23 protein-coding genes are annotated in these 24,765 nt (G+C 39.1%); 16 read left to right on the plus strand and 7 right to left on the minus strand.

The features are described from left to right. Nucleotides 1-345: 345 nt before the first annotated feature. Complete coding sequence (deoD, locus tag LC455_RS06275; protein ID WP_223589129.1) at nucleotides 346-1,065, plus strand: purine-nucleoside phosphorylase; 720 nt, start codon at nucleotides 346-348, stop codon at nucleotides 1,063-1,065. Between the two features lie 26 nt (nucleotides 1,066-1,091). Here deoD and LC455_RS06280 read toward each other — a convergent pair whose 3' ends face one another. Both LC455_RS06280 and LC455_RS06285 read right to left on the minus strand, forming a co-directional pair. Then, a complete protein-coding gene (locus LC455_RS06280) occupies nucleotides 1,092-1,580 on the minus strand; it encodes a M15 family metallopeptidase (protein WP_223589131.1) in 489 nt (162 codons plus the stop codon). A gap of 545 nt (nucleotides 1,581-2,125) precedes the next feature. Then, entirely contained in the window at nucleotides 2,126-3,358 is a 1,233-nt protein-coding gene (locus LC455_RS06285; protein ID WP_223589133.1) for a helix-turn-helix domain-containing protein, read from the minus strand. Between the two features lie 124 nt (nucleotides 3,359-3,482). Between LC455_RS06285 and LC455_RS06290 the strand changes: the two genes are divergently transcribed. From LC455_RS06290 to LC455_RS06310, 4 genes are all read left to right on the plus strand, one after another. After that, entirely contained in the window at nucleotides 3,483-4,781 is a 1,299-nt protein-coding gene (locus LC455_RS06290) for an MFS transporter (protein WP_317851411.1), read from the plus strand. A gap of 148 nt (nucleotides 4,782-4,929) precedes the next feature. Further along, nucleotides 4,930-5,982, plus strand: coding sequence for a hypothetical protein (locus tag LC455_RS06295; protein WP_223589135.1), 1,053 nt, complete (start codon nucleotides 4,930-4,932; stop codon nucleotides 5,980-5,982). Next, on the plus strand, nucleotides 5,979-7,520 hold the full coding sequence (locus LC455_RS31665; protein WP_317851412.1) for a LuxR C-terminal-related transcriptional regulator: 1,542 nt from the start codon (nucleotides 5,979-5,981) through the stop codon (nucleotides 7,518-7,520). Before LC455_RS06295 ends, LC455_RS31665 begins: the two co-directional genes overlap by 4 nt. A gap of 127 nt (nucleotides 7,521-7,647) precedes the next feature. After that, nucleotides 7,648-8,880, plus strand: a complete 1,233-nt coding sequence (locus LC455_RS06310) for an NAD(P)/FAD-dependent oxidoreductase (RefSeq protein WP_223589136.1) — start codon at nucleotides 7,648-7,650, stop codon at nucleotides 8,878-8,880. A 72-nt stretch (nucleotides 8,881-8,952) separates the two neighbouring features. On the opposite strand, the gene guaC is transcribed toward LC455_RS06310, so the two are convergent. After that, nucleotides 8,953-9,942, minus strand: coding sequence for a GMP reductase (gene guaC, locus LC455_RS06315; protein ID WP_223589137.1), 990 nt, complete (start codon nucleotides 9,940-9,942; stop codon nucleotides 8,953-8,955). Nucleotides 9,943-10,060: 118 nt separating this feature from the next. Here guaC and LC455_RS06320 point away from each other — a divergent pair, with 118 nt between their 5' ends. The 7 genes from LC455_RS06320 (at nucleotide 10,061) to LC455_RS06350 (ending at nucleotide 17,342) form a co-directional block, all read left to right on the plus strand. Further along, a complete protein-coding gene (locus tag LC455_RS06320; protein ID WP_223589139.1) occupies nucleotides 10,061-11,947 on the plus strand; it encodes a bifunctional 2',3'-cyclic-nucleotide 2'-phosphodiesterase/3'-nucleotidase in 1,887 nt (628 codons plus the stop codon). Between the two features lie 103 nt (nucleotides 11,948-12,050). Continuing rightward, complete coding sequence (locus tag LC455_RS06325; protein ID WP_223589140.1) at nucleotides 12,051-12,524, plus strand: hypothetical protein; 474 nt, start codon at nucleotides 12,051-12,053, stop codon at nucleotides 12,522-12,524. Continuing rightward, nucleotides 12,521-13,024 carry a hypothetical protein gene (locus LC455_RS06330; protein ID WP_223589142.1) on the plus strand — a complete coding sequence of 168 codons (504 nt, stop codon included), beginning with the start codon at nucleotides 12,521-12,523 and terminating at the stop codon, nucleotides 13,022-13,024. The genes LC455_RS06325 and LC455_RS06330 overlap by 4 nt, the downstream gene beginning before the upstream one ends. Nucleotides 13,025-13,305: 281 nt before the next feature. Next, nucleotides 13,306-14,847, plus strand: coding sequence for a spore germination protein (locus LC455_RS06335; protein WP_223589143.1), 1,542 nt, complete (start codon nucleotides 13,306-13,308; stop codon nucleotides 14,845-14,847). A gap of 8 nt (nucleotides 14,848-14,855) precedes the next feature. Then, nucleotides 14,856-15,965, plus strand: coding sequence for a GerAB/ArcD/ProY family transporter (locus LC455_RS06340; RefSeq protein WP_223589145.1), 1,110 nt, complete (start codon nucleotides 14,856-14,858; stop codon nucleotides 15,963-15,965). After that, entirely contained in the window at nucleotides 15,940-17,172 is a 1,233-nt protein-coding gene (locus tag LC455_RS06345) for a Ger(x)C family spore germination protein (RefSeq protein WP_223589146.1), read from the plus strand. Before LC455_RS06340 ends, LC455_RS06345 begins: the two co-directional genes overlap by 26 nt. A gap of 14 nt (nucleotides 17,173-17,186) precedes the next feature. After that, a complete protein-coding gene (locus LC455_RS06350) occupies nucleotides 17,187-17,342 on the plus strand; it encodes a hypothetical protein (RefSeq protein WP_223589148.1) in 156 nt (51 codons plus the stop codon). A 45-nt stretch (nucleotides 17,343-17,387) separates the two neighbouring features. On the opposite strand, the gene LC455_RS06355 is transcribed toward LC455_RS06350, so the two are convergent. Beyond that, nucleotides 17,388-17,768: a VOC family protein gene (locus tag LC455_RS06355; RefSeq protein ID WP_223589150.1), complete on the minus strand. Its 381-nt coding sequence runs from the start codon at nucleotides 17,766-17,768 to the stop codon at nucleotides 17,388-17,390. Between the two features lie 479 nt (nucleotides 17,769-18,247). On the opposite strand from LC455_RS06355, the gene LC455_RS06360 reads away from it, so the two are divergent. Together LC455_RS06360 and LC455_RS06365 are read left to right on the plus strand one after the other, a co-directional pair. Continuing rightward, the gene (locus LC455_RS06360) at nucleotides 18,248-18,451 is read left to right on the plus strand and encodes a 2-phosphosulfolactate phosphatase (protein ID WP_223589152.1); all 204 of its coding nucleotides are present in this window, start codon (nucleotides 18,248-18,250) and stop codon (nucleotides 18,449-18,451) included. Continuing rightward, entirely contained in the window at nucleotides 18,438-19,061 is a 624-nt protein-coding gene (locus tag LC455_RS06365) for an FMN-binding negative transcriptional regulator (RefSeq protein ID WP_223589154.1), read from the plus strand. The genes LC455_RS06360 and LC455_RS06365 overlap by 14 nt, the downstream gene beginning before the upstream one ends. A gap of 2 nt (nucleotides 19,062-19,063) precedes the next feature. Here LC455_RS06365 and LC455_RS06370 read toward each other — a convergent pair whose 3' ends face one another. The 3 genes from LC455_RS06370 to LC455_RS06380 form a co-directional block, all read right to left on the minus strand. After that, nucleotides 19,064-19,720: a FusB/FusC family EF-G-binding protein gene (locus LC455_RS06370; protein WP_223589155.1), complete on the minus strand. Its 657-nt coding sequence runs from the start codon at nucleotides 19,718-19,720 to the stop codon at nucleotides 19,064-19,066. A gap of 100 nt (nucleotides 19,721-19,820) precedes the next feature. Further along, complete coding sequence (locus LC455_RS06375) at nucleotides 19,821-20,093, minus strand: CD3324 family protein (protein ID WP_223589157.1); 273 nt, start codon at nucleotides 20,091-20,093, stop codon at nucleotides 19,821-19,823. A gap of 245 nt (nucleotides 20,094-20,338) precedes the next feature. Further along, nucleotides 20,339-21,439 carry a CdaR family transcriptional regulator gene (locus LC455_RS06380; RefSeq protein ID WP_223589158.1) on the minus strand — a complete coding sequence of 367 codons (1,101 nt, stop codon included), beginning with the start codon at nucleotides 21,437-21,439 and terminating at the stop codon, nucleotides 20,339-20,341. A gap of 152 nt (nucleotides 21,440-21,591) precedes the next feature. On the opposite strand from LC455_RS06380, the gene LC455_RS06385 reads away from it, so the two are divergent. Beyond that, entirely contained in the window at nucleotides 21,592-22,731 is a 1,140-nt protein-coding gene (locus tag LC455_RS06385) for a glycerate kinase (protein WP_223589160.1), read from the plus strand. 166 nt (nucleotides 22,732-22,897) lie between these two features. Further along, complete coding sequence (locus LC455_RS06390; RefSeq protein ID WP_223589162.1) at nucleotides 22,898-24,757, plus strand: XylR N-terminal domain-containing protein; 1,860 nt, start codon at nucleotides 22,898-22,900, stop codon at nucleotides 24,755-24,757. The last annotated feature ends 8 nt before the right edge of the window (nucleotides 24,758-24,765 follow it).

Raw genomic sequence — 24,765 nt, forward strand, 5'->3', positions numbered from 1 at the left:
CCCCCTAACTAAATTGTTTTAAAAAATGGAATACCTTGAAGTATTTGGTATAACCAGTTTTAATTGAAAAAACCTCTCCTAAACGAAAGAAGAGGATTCTTACTCTTCAGGACACGAGAAGAGTAATTGGCTGAAATGGTTATTCTAGTAATAGCACCTAAATTTAGGTCTATTCTTTATGTTGTGAGATATATGGTGAAGTTTATACAATATTTGTATTATTTAAAATAATAATACAAATACTACAATTTGTATACCCACTTAAAAATTTTCACAATATATAGATTTGTAAGCGTTTCTAAATCCAGAGTTTTACAGAAGGTCATGAAAAGGAGCGAAACAAAGATGAACACAGCTAATCATAAAGAAACCCCGCATATTAAACCAAATGGAGTTGAAATTGCGGAAACCATCCTTTTGCCTGGTGATCCACTAAGAGCAAAATTTATTGCCGAAACCTATTTAGATGACGCGGTTCAATTCAATTCCGTCCGTAATATGCTAGGATTTACCGGAACGTATAAAGGAAAGAAAGTATCCGTCATGGGAACAGGTATGGGCATGCCGAGTATGAGTCTTTATTCTTGGGAGCTGATTCATATTTTTGGCGTGAAAAATTTAATCCGGATTGGGACATGCGGTGCTATCCAAGACTCTATGAATTTGTATGATATCGTTTTTGCCATGGGGGCTTCTACGGACTCCCGGTATGTTCATCAATACAATCTTCCAGGAGAATACTCCAATATTGCCTCATTTGCCTTATTGGAAAAAGCGAAAAGGTCAGCTGACCAAAAAGGGTTTCCAGTTCATGTCGGAAATGTACTTTCTAGCGATATTTTTTATAATGCCGATGAAACCGCATTGGAAAAATGGCGGAAGATGGGGATTTTGTGTGTGGAAATGGAGACGGCCGGTCTTTATATGAATGCGGCCTATGCCGGAGTTAATGCGCTCACAATTTTAACGGTAAGTGATCATATTATTCGCCATGAACAAACGACACCAGAAGAAAGACAAGTAGCTTTTACAAATATGATGGAGATTGCTTTGGAACTGGCGTAGCCATTATAAAAGGCGAACAGTGACTGTCACTGTTCGCCATCTGCTGTCAAAGATGAGTTTGGTGGTCTTTCTCCATTCTGTAAATCAGCAATTGTCAAGCCAAAATCCATTTCTAAATGGGGATAATCTTTAAATTTTGCCCAATCGCCTCCCCATTGGAATCCTAAGGATTTAGCCATTTTAACCACCTCGGTCCAATCCGCGACACCATTTTTATTTCCATCATAATTCATGTCCCAAATGACATCACCTGCAGAAGTCTTTAGCGCAAAATCGATGGCAAGCCCGAAATTGTGGTAGGACTCTCCGCCTTTTGCATACGTTACAATATTTCCTTCAGAAGTACGGCCTTTTTCATAGAGTCGATCCTGGTCTGCTGCACTTCGGAATCCATCCGTGATCACGAGCACAATTCCTCTTTTGGCAGCCTGTTGGATTAATTGATTGCTTCGTTCTTTCACAATCGGATGGAGATCAGTTGGTAAAGGCGTTGTCTGCTTGTTATTCGATCCCATAAAAGGAATTGATTCCTTATGAAACACAATGACGTATAGGATAGTGAATATGATGAGTAATAATGTGAATGATAAACTTCCTATCCGCTTCAATTCTTTAGATTCCTTTCGTAAAAAAATTAGTACACTTTCTAAGACGAATAACATAACGTGGTTGTTTCATTTTTTTTATTGTTTTGATAATAAGAACAAAAATGGCCGCCTCTGGTCATTAAGAAAGGTCCTAATGCCCATCAACAAGAAAAGAGGCGGTCTGCGGTAATTAGGAGAGGCTCCTAATGCCCGTTCGCGAGAAAAAAGGGTGCCCACGGTAATTAGGAGAGGCTCCTAATGCCCATTCGCGAGAAAAAAGGGTGCTCGCGGTAATTAGGAGAGGCTCCTAATGCCCGTTCGCGAGAAAAAAGGGTGCTCGCGGTAATTAGGAGAGGCTCCTAATGCCCGTTCGCGAGAAAAAAAGGTGCTCGCGGTAATTAGGAGAGGCTCCTAATGCCCATCAGCAAGTAAAAATGCCGCTAGCGGTAATTAAGTGGAGCTCCTTATATCCTTTAGCATGAATTTTTCCCGGACTCCTGAATAATTCTATACGTTTCATTAGCAAAATCCTTATACTTCGAATCCGGGAGCGGCCGATAATTTTCGACTGCTTCCACAGAAATTTGAAGGGCTTTGTCTCTGTTCCCAAGTTCGTGATAACAAAGAGATTTGAACACATCGGCAATGTATAGTAACGACAAATCAAACGGATGATGAACCCATTCCGGTATTTTCTTTTCAAGGAATGGAATAGCTTCGTCATATCGTTTTAGTCCATAATAAGCTTTTCCTTTTTCAAGGAAAAATAAGTCTTCAAAGTTATCTGCTAATTTCGGACTGGATAAATATTGATCAATCATAACTAAGGCCTCTTCATAAGCCTTCTGTTCAGAAATGAGCGACATAACCGTGAAAACATCATAAAAGACAAGTGAAAAGGTATCATCAGCAAATTCACCATATTGCTTTAACTTCAACGTAAAATGTCGTTTTTTCTCCTCATCGCGGGTCATCTCACCATGTGCTGCAGCAAGCCTGTACAAATCATCAATCCGATAAAAAATTCTGTGCTCTTTTGAAAAATCAATGGCGTTTTCCATTACACATGTGGCAGAATCAGAATCCCCGACTGCAAAATGCAAAATCGCTTCATTGTAGTCCAAGTCCACACGGGTCATCGGGTCGATGTAAGCATGGTTTGCTTCAAGTTCAGCCCGTTCAGACAACAATATGGATAACGACTCAGAATAATCGTGCTCTAAGAATTTTACCATGGCACGGAAGATGCCAATATTAGCCCTTTTTGCAGTTAGCATCATCTCATCGTACATGATGGCAGCACGGTCGGAAAGCTCCCGCCAGCCTTCTTTTTTTTCATAGTAAAGACAGCGGCTATAGATATCCAATAATCGGGCAGACTCATATCCATTTGTGAGGTTCTCTAAATAGGGTTCGATGAGGGATGCAATCTGTCGATACCTCTCAGGTGATTTATCAAGTTTCACATTGTAGGACTTCTCCGCTTTTTCTAACACATCTCTTAATTCCTGAGAACTTACCTCTTCTAAAAGTTCAGTGACTTCTACACCTAGACGTTTTGCGATATAGGCTAAACTTTCCATTGAAGGCTTTGCTTTATTATTTTCGATTAAACTGAGCATCCCTTTTGTGAGCTCTTCGCCAGCAAGCGCTTCAAGCGTCATCTTTTTCCTTTTTCTAATTTCCCGAATTCGTTCTCCTAACATTTCAATAAGCACTTCCTTAGGCAAAATAATCAATTAGTTTAATTATATTAAACTTTTTCTTGAAATGGAAGTGGCTGCTATGTTATGATTTGTTTAATTAAATTAAACTTTTGGGGTGGGGTTGATGATGGAGGACCGTTTAAAGCTGAAAAAAGCCACGTATCATCTCTGGACATTCACAATAAGCAAGCTAATTTCTTCCTTTGGAGCGCAAATTTATTCCTTTGCCGTCAGTTTTTATATTTTACAACTAACAGGATCGGCGACCAGTTTTGCTGCCAATCTAATCTGCAATATTTTGCCGCGGACACTGGCAGCGCCCTTTGCTGGGTATATGACGGATAAGTTTTCACGAAAAAAGATAGCGATTGCAGCACAAATTGCCACGACCTTGGCCATAGCCGGGCTGCTCACCGTAACAGTAACATCGGGTCTATCCTTAATCGCTGTTTATACAACTTCTTGTATTTTGTCATTGACCTCGATGTTTTCGGGAGTGGCGTTTACCTCATCGATAACTGGGCTCGTTGACAAGGACCGAATTCAAAAAGCGATGTCTTTGAATCAAATGTCGATTTCCTTTGCCGCGATTGCCAGTCCGGCTGTAGGAGGATTTCTTTATGGTGCTGTATCCATGCTAGTTTTCCTTATTACCTATATGAGCGCATCTAGTATAGCTATTTTGTTGGAATCGACCATGAATTTTACCTTGTTTGCCAACAGAAAAGATGAAGTAAAGGGGGAATCGAAGGAATCGATGTGGCAGAGCATGAAGGCTGGAATTCATTATTTGAAACAGCATTCGTTAATCGTCACCATCATCTGGATGGCACTGTTAATTAATTTCCTCTTTGGTGCCTACGAGGTCGGCTATTCCTTTATCCTTATTGAAAAATTGAAAATGGCTTCCCGCAATTTTGGCTTTACCCAAGGGGCATTTGCGATCGGAATGCTAGTATTGTCCGTTTATTTTTCCGTAAGAAAAGAAGTTAAATTTCCGTTTCGTTTAGCCAAACGAGCCTTCATCGGGATGGGAATCATCATGGGTGGTGCGGCAGTGCCTATCCTCATTCCAATGTCTGGTATTACAGTATTTGTTTATTATTTAGTCATCATGTTCACTTTAGGAACTATGATGATCATAGTTAATACTCCTATTCAGGTAATGCTGCAAAAGCAGATTGAAGATGATTTTAAAGGGCGTGTGTTTTCCATAGTGGAAACAATGGCAATGGCACTAATGCCGTTAGGAATGGTGTTGTACGGCTTTTTGTATGATATTTTCCCTGCTCAATGGATACTTCTTCTCTCGGCTTGCCTGTTTCTCGTCGTGATTCTGATTCTTGCAAGGCCGTCTGTGGTAAGAAGAGCACATCCGGAGCTTAACGAGGTTAGTATCGTTAGTAGTGAAGTCGTTTCGTGAAAATTGAACCTAAAAAATAAGCTGCTTTTAAAAATCAAGCTGCCATCTTGGCGGCTTGTTCCTACTGCTTAAAAAGGGAGGAATATGCAGTGGAATTGAAGAATTCAATAATATTAGTGGAAATTCCAACGAAAGTGAGGGATGTAAGTTGAATAATCATTTATTATCTGTGGATAATGGAGAACCCTTTCCTAATCGGAATTTTCTGTTGACCACTAAATTTCACCTGCCATATCCTCCTGTCCATCATGTAATAAGAGATCGACTTTATAAAACGTTCGATCAAACATTGCACTGTAAACTCACGTTGGTGACTGCGCCTCCTGGTTATGGGAAATCCACGATTGTAAGTGAGTGGGTCCGCCATCAATCCATCAGTGCTTGCTGGGTATCCCTTGATGAAGGTGACAATGATGTACTGCGTTTTTGGATGTACCTGTTTGCTTCATTAGTAAATGTCGATCCAAGAATGAAAGGAATATATGAAGCTATATTACAGCCATCGTTAATGCTTTCCCCAGAACAAATGGTGACTAATTTAATCAATATGCTGATGGAAATCCCGGAGCAGCTCGTTATCATTTTTGATGACTACCATCAAATAGAAAACTCGGTAGTCCATCAATCAGTATCACTTCTATTACAATACCTGCCTAACAACATACATATTTGTTTAATAAGCCGAAATGAACCTCCTTTTCCAATTGGGGCATTACGGGCTAAGGGTCAAATAAACGATATCAGCATACTAGAACTGAAGTTTACCAAGGAGGAAATCTCTTCATACTGGCGCGAACAAACAGGCCTGCAGCCAACTGAATCCATTCTGCAGCTTTTAGCAGATCTTACTGAAGGCTGGATAGCAGGACTACAACTGGCAGGTCTTTCTGAACGTTCCGGTCAGATGGGTACCCTAAGCCAATTTAACGGAAGCCATCGATATATCGTTGAATACTTAATGGAGGAAGTTTTTCAGCGCCTGCCGGATGACTTGAAATTATTTTTGATGAAAACATCCATTCTTCATCGGATGAATAGTCAATTATGTGATATGGTGACAGATCGCACTGATTCAAGAGAAATATTAATGAAAATTGAGCAATCGAACTTATTTCTCATCCCGTTAGATAGCCAGCTTTATTGGTATCGATATCATCATCTTTTTGCTGATTTTCTTACAGCCCATTTAAAAAAGAAATGACAGATGAATACAAATCCCTTCATGAAAAGGCCTGCCAATGGTTCATCAAACATGGACATAAGGAAGAAGCTATTCAATATGCCTTAACGGCTGAAAATTATGAGCTGGCTACTAACCTAATCTTGAGCATTGTCTCGAACTTACTGAGAAGAAGGGAAGTCACCACTCTGCAAAAGTGGCTGCATCAATTACCCTCATCCTTTATCGAACGGCCTGACATCTTAATTGTCTTAACCTGGGCAGAGATGTTAGCAGGGAAATATGAAAATGTTAATCTCTTTCTTGGAAAAATAAATTCCGCCTTACAAAGGGAACCACAACAGGAAAGGACCATTCGGCTAAAAGAAGAAGTAGGGGTGTTAGAAAACTTTAATGCCTTACTTATGGGAGATTACGAGCTTGCAATAAAGCTGTTGATGAAATTAGCAGAACGGCAAACCATGCCGGACGTGAAAATTTGGCTTGATTATGGAATCGAGCTAAATCCAGGAGAATTGCCTTTTATTCGCGGCTTTTATGGGATGAATGGAAGACTGAATCAGACATATCAGTTCCATCAGTTTTACGATGTCTTTATTGAAAAGAACCATTACCATGAAAGCGCCTATGCTGCTTACCAGCGTGCGGCGTTTAGTGAAATTCATTATCAAAAGAATCATGATCATTTAGCCCTTAAACATGCAGAAACGGCTATCAGGCTGGCAAAGTCTTTTCGCTTGGTTGGAGCATATATACCGGCAATTATTATTAAAGCAAAGATAAACCAGAACGAAGCCATTGAGATTCTTCATTTAGCGAAAGAATATTTAACCCAATTAAACCTGCAATCCAGTTACTGGAGTCAGCTTTTATCAGCACAAATCATTCAATTTGAGCTTGCTCGCGGTGAGATGAAAAAGGTTGATAAATGGGTAGAGTCATGCCGTTTTCAGGAATTGGCAGAGATCCCTCCGAACAGAGAGTTTGAGATTCTGGTCTATATTTTATTATTGATGAAAGAAAAGAAGTATGGGCAAGCGGAGCATTGGGCGCTGCGTCTCTTAAATCAGGCCGAAAAAAGCGGAAGAATTATGACCAGACTTGAGACGCACTTATATCTAGCAGAGGTATTCCGGCGCGTAGACAATTCATTTGAAAGCATTAACCAATTAACTCAAGCACTGAAACTTGGTGAAGAGCATGGTTACCTAAGGATTTTTTCTGATGTAAGTTTTGATTCAAAACCACTGTTTAAACAATATCTTCAAGTAAAAAATAAACGCAGCCAACTCGATATAATGACAGTCGTCTCGAAAGAATATCTAGCTTCCGTTCTTCAAGTAGTTGGTGTATACGATAAATACGATGAGTCTAAAGTCCATGCACTTACAACAAGAGAACTAGAGGTTCTTCAATTGTTGTCCAAGGGCTTATCGAATAAAGAAATCGCCGCTAAGCTCGTCTTATCCGAGGGGACCGTGAAAATTCACCTCAACCGAATATACAGCAAGCTCGGGGCAAAAGGGAGAGTCGAAGCGATTCAAAAAATGAATAAATGAATGACTAGATTCACAGACCTTTAAAAAAATATAACCCCCTCTATAACCTTTGTTAGATTCATATCAACCATTGCTTTGTTACGATGGGGATATCTTTAGCAAAGGCTGTAATAGGGGGAAGTCAAAAATGGAAAATCAATATGATGTCATTATAGTGGGAGGCAGAGTTGCCGGCTCAGCGGCTGCTTACGAACTATCACAAAAGGGATTTAAGGTCCTGCTCTTGGAGCGAAGTCAGTTTCCAAGTGATATTCTTTCTACGCATAACTTTTTTAATAATTCGCTGCTTATGTTAAAAGAAATAGGGGTCCTTGGAAAGCTCTTGGCAACTGGGACACCGACATACAAACGGGCATTCATTCAATTTGACCATGAAGTAATTGATGGGGAATTTCCGGAGGTAGAGGGTGAAACCAACTGTTTATGTATCCGTCGAACGTATTTGGATCAAATCTTATTTGATCATGCTGCCAGCCAGGAAAATGTCACTGCCCTACAAAGGATGCGTGTAAAAGATATCCTTGAAGAGGAGGGAGTCGTCACAGGAGTCCGAGCCATTGATGATAACGGAAAAACCTATCAATTCAAAGCAAAATTGGTTATCGGGGCAGACGGCAGAAATTCGGCGATTCGGAAAAAGGTAAACAGTAAAAAGTGGAAATCGATTCCTACTGATTTCGCCTCTTATGTTGGTTATGTGAAAGACTTTACCCAAAATGGTGAACGATGCGCAGAATTTTATAAAATGAGGGATAAACTTATTATCGCATTTCCAACAAGTGATGAGCAGCATGTCATCGGAATCATGTTTCCGCTTGAAGACAAGGAATGGGTGGAGCGGTTTAAAAGTAACCCAGAAGAAGCCTTTCGTTCCCTTGTGAATGTAGGTTTTGCGAATACAGACTTTCGTAGACGATTAGAGGCTGCCTCTTTTGTTGGGCAAGTCAAAGGTTTATTAGGTTATGACAATGACTGGTACAATGGAATGGGCAAAGGCTGGGCCTTAGTCGGTGATGCTCTTTCCTTTAAGGACCCAGCCGTTGGCCAAGGAATGCATGATGCCCTTTATGGAGCAAGAATCATGGCAGAAATCTTAAGTCATCATGAGGACTGGTCCAAGAACTGGGAGCAAATGGCGGAACAGTATAACCAAAAAATGATTGAAAAAATGATGGCGAGATTTGAAATGGCCTGCCAATTCACTAAAAACGTTCCTTTCACAGAGGAACAGCACATGGTCAATCATTTAATCGGGATGAACCCTGGCTTAACCCAAACCTTCCTTGGATTGTATAACTATGCTAATGAACCAAAGGATTTGGAAAGTAAAATTCAGAGCCTCGTTAAGAGTCTTAAGTAAATGTCAGTATTTAGTTAATAGAGACTGACTCCAAAAAGACAAAAAAGCTTGAGGACAATGCCTCAGGCTTTTTTAATAGACCCTATCCCCGTTAAAGATGGAATTTTTCACGATGACATAATCGACATGCCGGATAGCTTCTAACTTGTTGCCACCTGCATAAGAAATAGACGATTGAAGATCTTGTTCCATTTCTTTCAGCGTATCAGCTAAGTAACCTTTGTGTTCTACTAAAATCCTTTTGCCCTCCACATTTTTTCTTTCCCCTTTTTGAAATTCCGAGGCGGAACCAAAGTATTCCTTATACAGCTTTCCATCTTTTTTGTCCTCTATGGTTTGACCTGGAGATTCTTCATGTCCGGCAAATAATGAACCAATCATCACCATTGCTGCCCCAAATCGAATGGATTTGGCGATATCACCATGGGTGCGAATACCTCCATCCGCAATAATCGGTTTAGTTGCAGCCTTTGCACACCAGCGAAGAGCGGCCAATTGCCAGCCCCCCGTTCCAAATCCAGTTTTAATCTTCGTAATACACACCTTTCCCGGGCCAATCCCTACCTTTGTCGCATCCGCCCCAGCATTCTCCAATTCTCTTACTGCTTCTGGAGTTCCGACATTTCCTGCAATTACAAAACAAGAAGGCAGGAGGGATTTAATATGCTGAATCATCTTAATTACAGCATTGGAGTGGCCGTGTGCAATATCAATGGTAATGAATTCGGGGGTGAGCTGTTCGGCTGCTAATTGTTGGATAAAATGATACTCACCTTCCTTGACACCGACACTAATAGATGCATATAATCCGCTTGAATTCATCTCTTTAATAAAATCAATCCTTTTCTCCGGCTCAAACCGATGCATGATATAGAAGTACCCATTTTCCGCTAAGTATTTGGCTATTTTTTCGTCTATAATTGTCTGCATATTTGCTGGAACGACCGGCAACTTAAAGGTATGGCCGCCTAACGACACGGTCGTATCACACTCAGAACGACTATTCACTACACTTTTTGCCGGTATTAATTGAATATCTTCATAATCAAATACATTTTCCATAGCTGTCCTCCATCAAACCCAAATAGAAAATAAATATTGGTCTCTAACAAAGATAGGTTTTTCGGATTCGATGGGACTTATACATGTTTGGTTGGTTGCGTTTTAAAAAAGAACTTGAATGGGGGACACGAATATAACTATTGCCAAAAGTACATTTCCATTACGCTTGCTTGGAACGACCGATTTGCATGTTTTTTTAGCAAACTATGATTATTATCAGACAAAACTGGACGATAAGGTTGGGTTGGTGAAAACTGCGACCCTCATCAAACAAGCACGAAATGAAGTGAAAAATTCGATGTTGTTTGATAATGGCGACATGCTCCAAGGAAATCCTTTAGGGGACTATATGGCAAAACTAAACGGATTAAAGAATGGCGCGGTTCATCCTGCCTGCCGTTCTTTTAATCTTTTGGGCTACGATGCCGCCACGGTTGGCAACCATGAATTTAATTATGGGTTGGATTTTTTAACTGAAGCGTTGAAGGATGCAAAAATGACTGTTGTGAATGCCAATGTGTTTCAGGCAGGAACGGATGAGCCCTTTTTTGAACCATATGTTATTTTGAATAAAACGATTAAGGATGATTGGGGGAAAAAGCAAACCATTCAAGTAGGGGTGATTGGCTTTGTGACCCCGCAAATTATGGAATGGGATAAGGCCAATCTCGAGGGGAAAGTTGAGACGAAATCGATTGTTGAATCCGCTAAAAAGTATGTTCCAATCATGAAAAAAAAGGGGGCTGATGTCATTGTCGCCCTTGCCCATACAGGGATAAGCGACGAGCCTTATCGGCCTGGAATGGAGAATGCCGCTTACTATTTAACGGAAATAAAGGAAATTGATGCGATCTTTACTGGCCATCAGCATAACATCTTTCCTGGCCCTAATTATAAGGGTTTGCAAAATACGAATCTTGAAAAAGGGACCATCAATGGGAAACCAGTTGTCATGGCGGGTGCGTTCGGCAGCCATTTAGGAATCATTGATCTTCAATTGCAGAAGCAGCACGGCAAATGGATGGTCGTTGAAAGTAAAGCAGCTTTAAGACCGATTGCAGATGCTTCGGGTAAATCCATTGTGGAAACAGACGAGGAATTAATGAAAGCCTTTTTGCCAGAGCATGAGGCAACAATAAAATATGTAAATCAACCAGTTGGAGAAACTAGCTCTTCCATTTTTAGCTATTTTGCGCTTGTACAGGATGATCCTTCAGTTCAAATTGTAAATATTGCGCAAGCAGAATATCTATCAGAAAAATTAAAAGACCCTGACTATAGTAAGTTTGCGGGTATTCCTGTTCTTTCAGCTGCAGCGCCATTTAAAGCAGGCGGGCGCAACGGTCCTGAATATTATACTGATGTTCCGGCGGGAACCTTGGCCATCAAAAATGTCGCGGATTTGTATTTGTATCCGAATACTCTTCAGGCAAAGTTAATAAATGGAGCACAGCTCAAAGATTGGCTAGAAATGAGTGCTGGGCAATTCAATCAATTAAAACCATCAATTGCCGGAGAACAGCCTTTAATTAATCCTGACTTTCCAACGTTCAATTTTGATGTAATTGATGGAGTTCAGTACCAAATTGATGTGACCAAGCCGGCAAAGTATGATTCGGACGGTAAAGTCATCAATGCAGGCTCAAATAGAATCGTTAATCTAACTTTTCAGGGTAAGCCAGTAGCAAGTGATCAGCAGTTTATTGTTGCGACCAATAACTACCGTGCTGCAAGCACCACTTTCCCTGGTGTTAATCAAGGTGAGATTGTTTTTAAGTCCCCTGAGGAGAATCGTCAAATTATCATGAACTATATTCAGGAGCATAAAACCATTAATCCATCAGCAGACCAAAACTGGTCATTCATTAAATTTCAAGGCATAGCGGTACCAGTATTTAATTCTTCACCCAATGCACAAAAATACCTTAGTCAGTACCCGAATATAAAAATGATAGGATTATCAGCAGGAGGATTTGCAACATATTCAATTGATTTAATGGAATAGATATAAAAAGCAGAATGAAATCCATTCTGCTTTTTTTAATAGGTGATTAAGTATGAATATCTACCTTGTAGATAAACTAATTATAAAAATCAGGGAGGTATTTATGGGGTTTGTCATTTTTTTCTTTCTATCATGGCTAATTATTCTCATTTTTTCCTTTATGCAGAAAAAACTATTGCTTATAGAAAACACGTTTGTTTTTTTAATCATCCTTATTGCTAGTATAAATTTTTCGTGGATTGTAATCGATGAATTCCAGCTGATCATTCGAACTAAGGAAGGATTTGGCTATACAGGATACTTATTAAACCGCAGTGTTATCATCCCATTTCTAATTCTAATCCAATTCAATTTGTTGGCAGCGGGTCAAACCCTTATGAAGAAAGGGATTATTGTGATTTGCTCCGTTATTTTATTTATTATTTTTAGCTTCCTCTCTAATCTATTGAACATTACGGATTATAAGAATTGGCATTATGGATATGACATTGTTTACTTTATTTTCCTTGACCTGCTTGCGATTATTGCCTACCGCATATTTAAACGAGTTTCTCGGAATGAGGTGGGGTATTCATGATATTGTGGGAGAGCTTTGATAAAAATGAGATATATATCTTAATTATGATGTTGATTGTATATATGGCTTTTTTTCTTTTCCCTAAAAGATTACCCCGCTCTATTACCATTTTATTTTTAGTGTGGGGATTCGCCAGCTCCACTTTGTTTGACTTCACGATTGGCGGCGGGCTGCTGGATTTCTACAAGGTCAATGACTCTAATAAATATGACCTTGCCGATCTTCTTACTTATTTTTTGTTTGCTCCCTTCAGTTATTTTTTCGTGTATTTTTATGAACGATTTAAAATAAACAAAAAAACGTTTATCTTTTATGTGCTTGGCTGGAGTCTGGTCGGGTTAGTGATGGAAAAAGTGTCTACTCTAATGGGAGTTACGCGTTATCAGCATGGTTACAGTATGAAGTATTCATTCGTTGTATTCTTAGTGGTCCAAACAACCACAGCCCTGTATTATGAATTAATTAAAAAAGCATGGAAAAAGCTTAGGATTTCATCCTAAGCTTTTTTGTGAATTCCTCTCAAATTTTATTGTTTAGGTTAATGTTTAAAGAAGCTTTTGTCTACTGAGCATTTTAATACAAGTACCGGCTCCTCCTTCGCCTAATACCATGATAGCCACGCATGCTATCCCCGCTATATATACTATATCGCTGGATTGTTAATAAAATATGAATGGCCTGTTAAATAAAGATGAAAACAAAATTACAATTTAGTGCATGAACATGATACATAAAGGTACCTTATGTTGGAAAACTATTTAAAAATTGGGGGTGGTTCTGGATGAAAATAAAGAGCTTAAAGTCACTTATCAAAAACGGCAACGAAGAACCACAATTCCCTGAACTGTCCAATGTGCAAGACATTGAGTTAAAAAAGCAGGATATTAGCAGCCAATATGATCAAAATATAGCGATATTTAAATCGATTTTTAGTTTCCCTAAAAATACGGACATTAAGGTTCGCGAGTTTACAATCCGTTCCCTAAATCGCCGTGCCTTTATTATTTTCATTAGTACAATGGTAGACATAAAAAATGTTCAGGAAAGCATTCTTGAAAAGCTGATTGAAAATCAGCACCCTTCTGGAAAGATTCAAGATATCGTTTCGTACCCAATGGAAAAGACTGCATCAAACATAGGGGAAATTACAGAATTTATTTGTGCTGGTGTCACTGCGCTCTTCGTAGATGGCGATCAGAAGTGTTATATATTTGAAACAACGAAAACACGCGGCCGCAGTATTGAGAAGACGGATAATGAGATTATTCTAAAAGGAGCAAAAGAATCTTTTAACGAAAAAGTGGTCGATAATATTGCCTTACTCCGTAAAAAGATAAAAAATGAAAATCTGATTGTAGAAGCGAAAATTATTACAAAACGTTCAAAAAACGATGTGTTTCTTGTCTATGAAAAAGATCTAGTGAATGATGAACTCCTTAAAAAGATAAAAGAACGGTTAGACTCCATCGATTCTGATAAGATTCTCGATTTGAGTATATTAGAACAACATCTAGAAGAACGGCCAAGATCTTTATTTCCAACCATATTATATACCGAGCGTCCAGACCGGGCTGCATCATTCATTGAAGAAGGTCACATCATTTTGTTAATGTCCAATTCACCCAGTTGTCTGATCATGCCAGCAACCTTTTGGTCGTTAATTCATTCACCGGAAGATCATTACCTTCGGGCGCCGTATGGAAATTTTATTAGGATTTTGCGGTTTGTTGCTTTATTTGTCGCCGCTTTTACCTCTCCTCTTTATGTTGCCATAACAAATTATCATGTAGGGATGATCCCTCCCGATTTATTAATGGCGATTGCGGGAACAAGAGAGCGGGTTCCTTTTCCCTCAATTATTGAAATATTAATGATGGAAATAGCATTTGAACTTATACGAGAAGCGGGATTACGAGTACCATCCCCAATCGGCCCTACCATCGGGATTGTCGGCGCTTTAATTTTAGGACAAGCTGCAGTGCAGGCGAATATCATAAGTCCGATTGTTATCATCGTCATCGCTCTCAGCGGATTAAGCTCATTTATTATTAGTGATATTAGCATGAATTTCGCGATACGATTAGCCCGCTTCTTGTTTATCTTTACGGCAGGATTTCTAGGCATTTATGGTGCCACTGCTTTTTTTATGGCCTCCCTATTTTATTTAGTATCATTAAAATCATTTGGGATTCCTTACTTTGCACCGATGACGCCCCATTCCATTTCGTCAAAGGACTTAATCGTCCGTCATGTTCCATTTAAAGAAAGGTTTCGTCCAGGATATTTAAAACCAAAGGATATGGTAAGACAAAGAAAGGGATAAAAAATTATATGAGTCAGCAGTCTGGAAAACTAGGTATTCGAGAATATGTGTCGATCGCTATTTTAATGGTGGGGATGAAACCTACCGGAGATTTACCAACTGCTCTGTTCAATATGGTACAAAGCGCTGGATGGATGATTCCAATCATTGCAGCTGGAATATTTATAATTCCGCTGTTTTTATTAGTAAAAACAATGATGCTGTATCAAAATCAGAACCTATTTTCCGTTATTCAAAAATTACTAGGTAAATATATAGGTTCGATTGTCTGTCTTTTTATTTTTATTCTCAGCTCTTCGATTATTTCAATCGATTCACGGACGTATACAAACATTATTAGGACGTTTTATTTCACGACAACTCCTAACCTAATTATTTATTCTATTTTAATGCTTGTATGCGCATATGGGGCAAAAAAAGGAATTCAGCATATTGGTTCTGCTGCTTATCTGGTCGTATTCTATGCCGTATTGTCCTTGATTATTGCGTTAATATTAAGTTTTCAAGATAGTAATATTCAAGGAATATTTCCCTTTTGGGGTCCAGGAAAATTAGAGATATTAAAGAGCACCTCAAAAAGTCTGTATATATTTCTTGATTTTTTTCTGTTTGCCATGTTAATTCCTAATTTCCAATCAACCAAAGATTTTCGAAAGGGCACTTGGGTTGCTTATATATGCGTCTGTATACAAATATCTGCTGCAGTACTTGTTTTCATCAGCCTGTTTGATACATCTTTAGGTGGAATTGGCTATCCGTTCCACACAGAAATCCGTTATATTTCCCTTGGGAGTTATCTCCCAAATGTTGAAATCATCTTTTTCGTCATTTGGATTATGGGGGCATTTATTCGTTTCACAGCATTTTTGTACATTAATGCACAAATGTTTTGCCATATTTTTAAAATTAAAGACTATGAATACTTAATTCCCGCACTTACTATGCTTTATTTATTGATGGGAAGCATTCCTGAAACCCCTCTTGATGTTGGTTTGGTAATTAAACCTATTATTACAAACGTAGTGGGCCCATCCTTTACGTTGATTTCCATTATTTTATGGCTGACCGCATGGTTAAAAGGAGAATTTAAACATGCCAACAAAAAGGACATTGTATAATGCATTCTGGCTTTTAGCCATTGTTTGCTTATTAACAGGCTGCTGGGATCGAGAAGAATTAGAAGATAAAGCCTATGTAATCGGACTCGGTCTTGACCGTTCTAAACATGAAGGGAAAATCATTGTTACGATGCTGCTTGCCAATCCTGAAGTAGGCAGTATGCAGGGCGGCGGGGGGTCAACAGAAAAACCACGGGAAATTATCTCATTTAATGCAAATGATTTTATTGCAGCGAAAGGGACGGCTAATGCCATTATCTCTCGTAATATTAGTTATGACCTATTAAAAATCATTGTTGTTTCAGAGGACTTTGCTAAAGACAAAGACTTTATTTCGACGATTTCCGATGTATTAAAAGATAAGGAAATTCGCCTGAATAGTTACTTAGCAGTTTCGAAAGAAAAGGCAAAGGCGTATTTTAAAAAAAACCATCCAAAAATGGAAACAAGACCACATAAATATTTTCAATATATGATCGACCATGGGGTTGATAATGGACTCATTCCAGATTCCACTCTCTTTCGATTTTTCACAGCGTATGAAAGAGGAACCGAACTCTTTTTGGCGATGAACACATCCGCTGAAGTGGGGAAGAATCCTAATGTGAAAGGTGAAGATGAATACATAGCAGGCCAGGTCGATGCTACTGGCGAGCTTGATGATACACAATTTATTGGGTCAGCAGTCTTTAAGAAGGGTGTTATGATTGGCAAGCTGACAGGGCAAGAAACACGGATTGTCAATATTTTGGATGATACAACAAACATCAAAGATATATTGGTAGATATTCCTGACCCTTTTTCAGATAAAAAGAAACAATTTGCCGCTCGAATCATGAAAACAGAAGACAATAAAGTAAAAATGAATTTAAAGGGATCGAAACCCCAAATTTTTATTACGATACCGGTAAAAATTGAAATTATGTCCAATCCGTCAATGGTTGACTACACAAAGAAAAAAAACCAGCGAATTCTCAAAAAACAGATTGCCAAACATATCAAAAAGGTAGATGAAGACCTGTTTAAAAAAGCTCAGACCCAACTAAAAGGGGTGCCATTTCCATTAGCTTTATATGCCAGAAAATACTTTGGAACGATTCCAGAATATAAAAAGTTTAATTGGAATAAATCGTTTCTTAATGCAGAGATAAAGGTGAATTCAGACATCGAAATTGTTGATTTCGGAAAAACCACAAAAAAACATTAAGGCGGGCGATTCGGTTGAATACAGTCATCATCATCGCTTTGTTGATTATTGCATTGTATACATTTGGTTTTGGCATGACCTTATGGAAGGAAAAACAAAAAATGGGGGCCGTTGCTGTCTTTTTTCTTACACTGTCCCTTATTGTCCTTCCATTTTTTTCGATCTTTTAAACGTGAAAGAAAAGCAGAATGACATGATGATTCTGCTTTTCTTTTTTATTTTCCAATGGTTCCTCCGAACGCTATACAATAGTTGTCTGGATCGACAAGGGCGAACTCTTTCCAGGGCCCTGATCCAGGGTCAATCCAAGGCTCGACGACTATCTTGGCACCTTTGTATTTAAACTCCTCATAAAGTTCATCAAGGGATGTCCAATTTTCTACGTAACAGTAGATATCAGGAGCTGGCTCCCTGTTGGGATTAACGTCCTCAGGCGATTTTGCTTGAAGCAGCTTCACACCCAATCCAGTGAATCCATCTCGAATCGCCCACCAGTCGGTAACCACACACCCGAGTATGTCCCTGTAAAAGGCCTTTGATTTTTCTAAATCTGAAACTAGCAATACTTTTAATGAACTGTGGATTTGCTTATTCATTGTATTCCTTCCTTTTGCTGGGATTATTGCATTTATGATAGCATTTTTACCAATTTGATGAGGACAATTTTCGCTTTACTTTCCAGATTTTTGTTCTCATGAAAACCCCATGAGGACAGTTTTAGGAATATGAAGCGGATTCTTGTCCTCATAGAAGCCCTATGAGGACAGCTTTAGGAATGTGAAGCGGATTCTTGTCCTCATGAAAGCCCCATGAGGACAGTTTTAGGAATATGAAGCGGATTCTTGTCCTCATAGAAGCCCTATGAGGACAGTTTTAGGAATATGAAGCGGATTCTTGTCCTCATGAAAGCCTCATGAGGACAGCTTTAGGAATGTGAAGCGGATTCTTGTCCTCATGAAAGCCTCATGAGGACAGTTTTAGGAATATGAAGCGGATTCCTGTCCTCTTGAAAACCCAATGAGGACAGTTTTCGCTTTTCCAATCTAAAATTAGTCTTCATAGAATAATAGAAAGTATGTTGCAAAGACAGGAAATCGCTTTAGCAAAATCGAATACAAAATATGATGCTTGTGGTAGCGGCCGGGAATTGCGCGGCCGGGGCTTTGAAGACGATGTCATCCATTGCAGCCGCCTCAATGCCTATCAAACGGTGCCAATCCTTAATAATGATCATTTTATAGATTTCAAAGAATGGGGCGAAATAAATGTATATACCTAAACACTTCAAAATCGAAGATGAAGAAACAATCTATGACTTTATTGAAAAAAACAGCTTTGCAACCCTGATCTCCCAGCATAATGAGGAGCCTTATGCCACGCACCTGCCGTTAATTTTAGACAAAGAAAAGAAGCAATTATACGGTCATTTTGCCCGTCCAAATGGTCAGTGGAAGGATATTGAAAATCAAAAGATTCTAGTTATCTTTCAAGGTCCGCACTGCTATATTTCACCGTCCTGGTACGAATCTAATCAAGCTGTTCCAACCTGGAATTATGTTGCCATTCATGTTTATGGCCAAATGGAATTAGTAGAAGATAGCCAGGAACTTCTTGACTCGCTAGCAGATATGGTTACTAAATATGAAAAGCCAGATAGTTCCTATCAATTAAAGGATGTAGATGCTAATTTTATTGAGGGAATGAGCAAGGGAATCGTAGGATTTAAGATTAAGATTGATAGAATAGAGGGCAAAGCGAAATTAAGTCAAAATCATTCTGTTGACCGTCAAGCATTAGTTATTCAGCAATTAGAAAACACTTCAGATCAGCAAAATCAACAAATTGCTGACCTTATGAAGAATAATCTGGAAAAAAGGACCTTGCTATAGCTTTAGCAAGGTTCCCCTAATGATTCTTTAAAAAAAGTCGTCAAATAGTCCACGTTGGTTATTTTTCCGTTGCATTCAGAACTATCAAAGCAGATGTAGTTTCCAATCGCTTTATAGTAATCTGGATTTTTGGCCTTTTTGGCTTTTGTTACGGTTGATATAAAGGCGACCGGACCAAAACGATTACAGAACGAACAAACATTATCCTTGCTTAATAAGGTATATTTGCACTCAATTCCTATCATCTTCTCATTTAGCTCATAAATAATATACTTTTTGTTCGTACTGATGTCCGTCCAGCTTAAGTAGGTTATTTGTTCACGATTGAGTTTCGCTAACTCAGGTACTTTTATTTTTTTGGCTTTTGGAAACATCTTTTTAATTTGCTGTTCAGTCAGCTGAGGAAACGGGAGCAGATATTGAGATAACTCTTGAATGTATTGGTCATACTCAAAATCCGTTTTCTTTTTTGATAGGTCCAGCATTTCTGTTTGTTCTTGTGTTATATAAGGAAAAAGTTCCATGATCTTAGCGTTCGCCAGTTCTTTTACAGCACGAATGACGGTAGGATCAGAATTCTTTTTATAGCTGTCCTTGATTAAAGCCACTTGCTTTTTTATAAAATTAAATTGTTCGTTTTTAATAAATTTTCCAATCATCGAAGTCCACCTCACTACGGTTATTTTAAAAGAATTCGACAATCATGAATATGGAGAAGATGTTTTAGAATCAATCTATACATAAAAAAGCACTGAACCATCAGTGCTTTTTACGTGAGTAGACAATTTTCTTAATTGTTTCTATAGAAAGGAAGTGCTCTTCGGCTAATTGATCAATACTATGCCCGCTTTTAAATGCCCGCTTAATCGAAGCATTTCGGTCATCAATTAACTTTCTTCCTCCGGAACAGCTGCCCCATTTTCGGTAAGCTGTTTCTTGTTTGGGAATATAGAGGGTTTCCCCTTGTACATATTTTTGAATTTCCACAATGAGATGTTCAGGTAAAATATTGCTTGCATTTACATATTTCATGGATAGCCAGCCCCTTATTTTAAAAATTGAAAGAAAATAAGGTGCAAAGCCACATATTAGAAATATTACTTACCTGGGCGATTTTTTAGATTAAATTCCGCCCCATGCAAAGTATCGCCTTTCCAATACTAGGCTTTGCATGAGTCGCTGGAGTACCAGGCAATCGAGATTGATTCCCCATGAAAAGAACACCCCCACCATTCGCATGATTTAATGACCTTATTATAATAATATTTATGCAGAAATCATATAGTATCTTTTTTTTCCAACTGCCAAAGCCAAACGGCAAGCTGCAAAGCAACCGCATCATTTAGCTTTTGAGGATCCAAACCTGTGAGCTCCCTGATTTTTTTTAATCTATAAATAAGGGAGTTACGGTGGATGTACATGGTTTTGGCACATTCTCCGATATTTTGATTGCATTTGAAAAAGTGGTCTAATGTTTCGATGAGTTTATCAGAAAGTTTTCCTAGGATTCGATTTTGGTATTGCCTTTTAGCCCGTTCATCCAGACCATCTAAAAGAGCTTTCGTTTCAATTTCCGTAAAGGAAATAAGCTCCTGCTCTATGTTGCCAAACTGGAGAGCCTTTAATGCCTCAAGATAGGAATGACGGACTTGTGTTTCACCCATTACAGTGGAGCCCAGGCCGATTCGAACGGCGATATTTTTAGCCCGTAATTGATTTAATACGTTTATTAATTTTTGTTTTACCGTTGCTTCTAGTTGGTTTATAAAAAGCAGAAAAATTCGATTCACATTTAAAAAGCCGGCAAGGGCATGCTTCTCATTAAAAATTCCCTCAAGCAATTGCAGAAATTCACTTCTTTTTAAGGGATTTTGAGCTGTTTCGATAACAGCAACCTGAAAAGGAGGGACGATTTTTATATCTATCAAATTCAATCTTTGCTTGATTGATTCCTCTTGAATATAATCTTTAAGTAACTCTTCAAAAACCTGCTCCTTTAGCCTCTGCTTCCATTCGAGCTGTTCCGCGATGAAGGATTGCTGAATCATCATCTCCGTAATCATTTTCACCAGTTCGCCAAACTCCATAATTTCCTCTGGGACACCCGTGATGCCGATGACGCCAATAATGCGCTCCTGGAATTTGATCGGCAGATTGATTCCTGGCAGCGAACCTTCCCAATGCCTTTGATTATTTTGGTCTATAATTAATGGTTTTCCTGTCTTCAACACTTCCATTGCTCCGAAGTGGAGTTGATACAGGCGGTTTTGATCTCCTGAAGCGATGATCATGCCCTTATCGTTCATAATATTGATATTCCGATTGAGCCGAATCATTGTTTGCTCAACAATATTTGATGCCATCTCCTGAGTTAACATTTGAAATCATCCTTTGATAGAATCTTTATTCATTATACACAAAAAACAATATAAAAAGATTGTTATTTTTGGTTGCTGTAAACGATGAAGAAAAGGTGTTTGAGGATTATAATAAATTTAAGTTGATAATGTTGAGGGAAGGTGAAGCTAACGTGAAAATCGTCATTGCGCCTGATTCATTTAAAGGGTCATTAACCGCACCGGAGGCAGCACGGGCCATTGAAAAAGGCATAAAAAAAGCATTGCCGAAAGCAGACACCGTTTTAGTTCCAGTTGCAGATGGAGGAGAAGGCACAGCAGATAGTTTAGTGGCAGCGACCAATGGACGGATGGTTGAGGTTGTGGTGAAAGGGCCATTGCTGGATCCGGTTCAGGCATCATATGGAATTCTTGGGGACCAGGAAACATGTGTCATTGAGATGGCAACTGCATCTGGATTAAATCTCATCATTCCTGAAAGACGAAATCCGATGCTGACGACCACTTTTGGGACAGGAGAATTAATCAAAAAAGCATTAGACGACGGCTGCCGTAATTTTATTTTAGCTATCGGCGGAAGCGCTACTAACGATGGCGGGATTGGCATGCTTCAGGCCCTGGGCATGAAGCTTTTAGATGCAGAGGGAAATCCGATTGGCTTTGGGGCTGATGAGCTTTCGGGAATAGCTGTGATTGATGATAGCGAATTTGATTCACGAATTTCAGAAGCATCCTTTTTAATTGCGACAGATGTTCAAAATCCGTTAATCGGGCAAAATGGGGCGTCGCATGTGTTTGGTCCCCAGAAGGGAGCGACCCCTGAAATGGTTGAAATCCTTGACCAAAATTTAGCACACTGGGCCGATTTGATTGAAGCTAAAACGGGTATACACCTGCATGACAGGCCCGGTGCCGGTGCGGCAGGTGGTATAGGTGGAGCTTTCCAAGCATTTTTTCCGGCTGCTACCAAAAGAGGAATCGATCTTGTTATCGAATACACGAATCTGGCTGAAAAGCTAAATGGAGCTATGTGTGTGTTTACGGGCGAAGGCCAAACCGATTTTCAAACGGCTTCCGGAAAAACACCGATGGGAGTGGCAGAGGAAGCTAAGAAACGGGGGATTCCCGTCTTTGTTCTGGCGGGTTCTATTGGAAAAGGTATTGAACAGCTTTACCAACATGGAATCCATAGTGTGCACAGCATCATTAACGCCCCGATGCCGCTTGAAGATGCGATGAATCGCGGTGCTGAATTACTAGAGCAAGCGGCGGAACAGGTTATGCGCACAGTTTTGGCTGGGTGTGTTAAATAATTTTTTTTCAAGACAGAGAGATCAAAAATGGTTCTCTGTCTTTTTTTGTTAGTTTGGGATACTATTAATATTTCATCTTATATATGTTACCATTTTAATAGATAACGCTTTTCATAATACCTAATAATGATTGCGCTTCCACTTGATGATAACAGGGGGTGTCAGTATGAGAATTCAACTTTCTGAAGAAAGTCATAGTCATGAACTGACTGTGGATGACCGAAAAATTATCACTGCCTCGTCCGCATTAGGAATCCTTAGGCAGCAGTTAGTTAAGAACATTGGAATTGAGAGAATCAAGGGCTTCCTGTTTCATTTTGGCTGGGAGATGGGTGAGAAAGATGCCAAAGAAGCTATGCAAACCGAAACATCATTGAAGGCCTTAATCAAATATGGCCCCATCCTGCATATCGAGAATGGCCATATTAGGGGGAGCCAGCATGATTGCACCTTTGAACTGGATGATCAGGGTAAAATAAAATCATTCTTTTCAACCGGAACTTGGGTTGATTCCTATGAGGCAGAAGAGCATATTAAACAATTAGGAATCTCAAAGACCCATGTCTGCCATACACTCGTTGGCTATGCCAGTGGCTTTATGTCAACCGTATTTGAGGAAAGACTGCTGGCGAAAGAAGTAACCTGTGTAGGAAAAGGTGATTCCGAGTGCCGCTGGATCATTAAGCGGCAAATAGAATGGGAAGCGGATAATGAAGAGGACCTTCATTATTACAATGAAACTCCGATCGTAAAAGAACTGGAATATACCTATGACCAGTTGTTGGAGCAGAAAACAGTGGTTACAAGACTGGCTAATTTTCAGCAAAAATTAACGGAAGCGATTATCAATGGCAGTAATTTGCAAACCATTGTTGATAAAGTATTCGGCATGGTCCAAATTCCGATTATTATTGAAGGAACCGACCTTCAAACCATTGCCTGCTCGGGAGTATCTGAAGAAAGATATCTTGAACTAAAAGCGGATTTGGAGCAATATTTAGAAGAACATGCCCCAAAGGAAAAGGCGTCCAAGTTTCGTAAAAAAACAATCAAAACCGATGCCCAAGAACGTCTTATTACTCCAATTCTTGTCCAAAAGGAAGTATTAGGCCATTGTTCGTTTATTTTTGAAAACACACAAAGAGAGCAGCATAAGGAAGATTACCTGCTTCTCGACCGTTTGGCCAATGCCGCTTCCCTGGTTCTCTTAAATGAAAAGACAAAATTTGAGTCATTTGAAAGAATGAAAGGGAACTTCTTAGAACAAATCATAGATGGCAAGCTGTCGGAAAGTGAAATCATCAAAAGAGGAAAATATACGGGGCTTGACCTGGGACAGCCTTTTTATTTTGCTGTGATGGAATATAAGAAAAGTCAAAGTTCAATAGAGGAAGAATTCCTTTTCCAAGAACAAATATTTGAAACGACGTTTCGCTATTTTAATAATAAAAAACATAATTTATTAATTGGGCAGCGGGATGGAAATATTCTATTTTTTATCACGAAAGAAACCGTGAAAAATAGCACGATTGAAAGGGTAATGAAAGAATTTCATGGCAATTTGATGAAAAAATACCCTAAAGGTGATTTCAAATTTGGAATTAGCAATGTTGGTGAGGATATTAAAAAGGTTTCAAAACATTATGAAGAAGCTACCATGGCTTTGAGGCTTGCAAATAGGAAAAAAGTGGTGCCATTCCGATCGTTAGGAATTGTGGGCGTGCTGCTTAATTCCCAAAATATCAGCGGCATAAGATTGCTAGCAGAACAAGAGCTTGGTCCTTTATATAATACAAAGGATTTAAAAACAATCGAACTTCTTAAAACATTATACAATTTCTTGTTAAATGGCGGGAAGCTGGAACAAACCATGAATGATCTCGCCTTGTCTATGAGCGGTTTGCGGCACCGGATTAATAAGATCGAAAGTATGCTTGAGAAAGATCTGCGCGACCCGGATGAAGCTCACCAGCTATTACTGATACTGAAATCGTTAATCGCTTTAGGGGAATTTGATATTGAATAGAATCCGAT

The organism is Neobacillus bataviensis (genome assembly GCF_019969725.1).

What these genes read in the sequence shown, in the direction of transcription:
- LC455_RS06330 (WP_223589142.1), top strand. Translation starts at nt 12,521, where the DNA reads ATGATATTGTGGGAGAGCTTTGATAAAAATGAGATATATATCTTAATT.
- LC455_RS06320 (WP_223589139.1), top strand. Translation starts at nt 10,061, where the DNA reads ATGGGGGACACGAATATAACTATTGCCAAAAGTACATTTCCATTACGC.
- LC455_RS06365 (WP_223589154.1), top strand. Translation starts at nt 18,438, where the DNA reads ATGTATATACCTAAACACTTCAAAATCGAAGATGAAGAAACAATCTAT.
- LC455_RS06340 (WP_223589145.1), top strand. Translation starts at nt 14,856, where the DNA reads ATGAGTCAGCAGTCTGGAAAACTAGGTATTCGAGAATATGTGTCGATC.
- LC455_RS06375 (WP_223589157.1), bottom strand. Translation starts at nt 20,093, where the DNA reads ATGAAATATGTAAATGCAAGCAATATTTTACCTGAACATCTCATTGTG.
- LC455_RS06285 (WP_223589133.1), bottom strand. Translation starts at nt 3,358, where the DNA reads ATGTTAGGAGAACGAATTCGGGAAATTAGAAAAAGGAAAAAGATGACG.
- LC455_RS06360 (WP_223589152.1), top strand. Translation starts at nt 18,248, where the DNA reads ATGTTGCAAAGACAGGAAATCGCTTTAGCAAAATCGAATACAAAATAT.
- LC455_RS06390 (WP_223589162.1), top strand. Translation starts at nt 22,898, where the DNA reads ATGAGAATTCAACTTTCTGAAGAAAGTCATAGTCATGAACTGACTGTG.
- LC455_RS06355 (WP_223589150.1), bottom strand. Translation starts at nt 17,768, where the DNA reads ATGAATAAGCAAATCCACAGTTCATTAAAAGTATTGCTAGTTTCAGAT.
- LC455_RS06290 (WP_317851411.1), top strand. Translation starts at nt 3,483, where the DNA reads ATGATGGAGGACCGTTTAAAGCTGAAAAAAGCCACGTATCATCTCTGG.
- LC455_RS31665 (WP_317851412.1), top strand. Translation starts at nt 5,979, where the DNA reads ATGACAGATGAATACAAATCCCTTCATGAAAAGGCCTGCCAATGGTTC.
- LC455_RS06345 (WP_223589146.1), top strand. Translation starts at nt 15,940, where the DNA reads ATGCCAACAAAAAGGACATTGTATAATGCATTCTGGCTTTTAGCCATT.
- LC455_RS06370 (WP_223589155.1), bottom strand. Translation starts at nt 19,720, where the DNA reads ATGATTGGAAAATTTATTAAAAACGAACAATTTAATTTTATAAAAAAG.
- LC455_RS06380 (WP_223589158.1), bottom strand. Translation starts at nt 21,439, where the DNA reads ATGTTAACTCAGGAGATGGCATCAAATATTGTTGAGCAAACAATGATT.
- deoD (WP_223589129.1), top strand. Translation starts at nt 346, where the DNA reads ATGAACACAGCTAATCATAAAGAAACCCCGCATATTAAACCAAATGGA.
- LC455_RS06280 (WP_223589131.1), bottom strand. Translation starts at nt 1,580, where the DNA reads ATGGGATCGAATAACAAGCAGACAACGCCTTTACCAACTGATCTCCAT.
- guaC (WP_223589137.1), bottom strand. Translation starts at nt 9,942, where the DNA reads ATGGAAAATGTATTTGATTATGAAGATATTCAATTAATACCGGCAAAA.
- LC455_RS06310 (WP_223589136.1), top strand. Translation starts at nt 7,648, where the DNA reads ATGGAAAATCAATATGATGTCATTATAGTGGGAGGCAGAGTTGCCGGC.
- LC455_RS06325 (WP_223589140.1), top strand. Translation starts at nt 12,051, where the DNA reads ATGGGGTTTGTCATTTTTTTCTTTCTATCATGGCTAATTATTCTCATT.
- LC455_RS06335 (WP_223589143.1), top strand. Translation starts at nt 13,306, where the DNA reads ATGAAAATAAAGAGCTTAAAGTCACTTATCAAAAACGGCAACGAAGAA.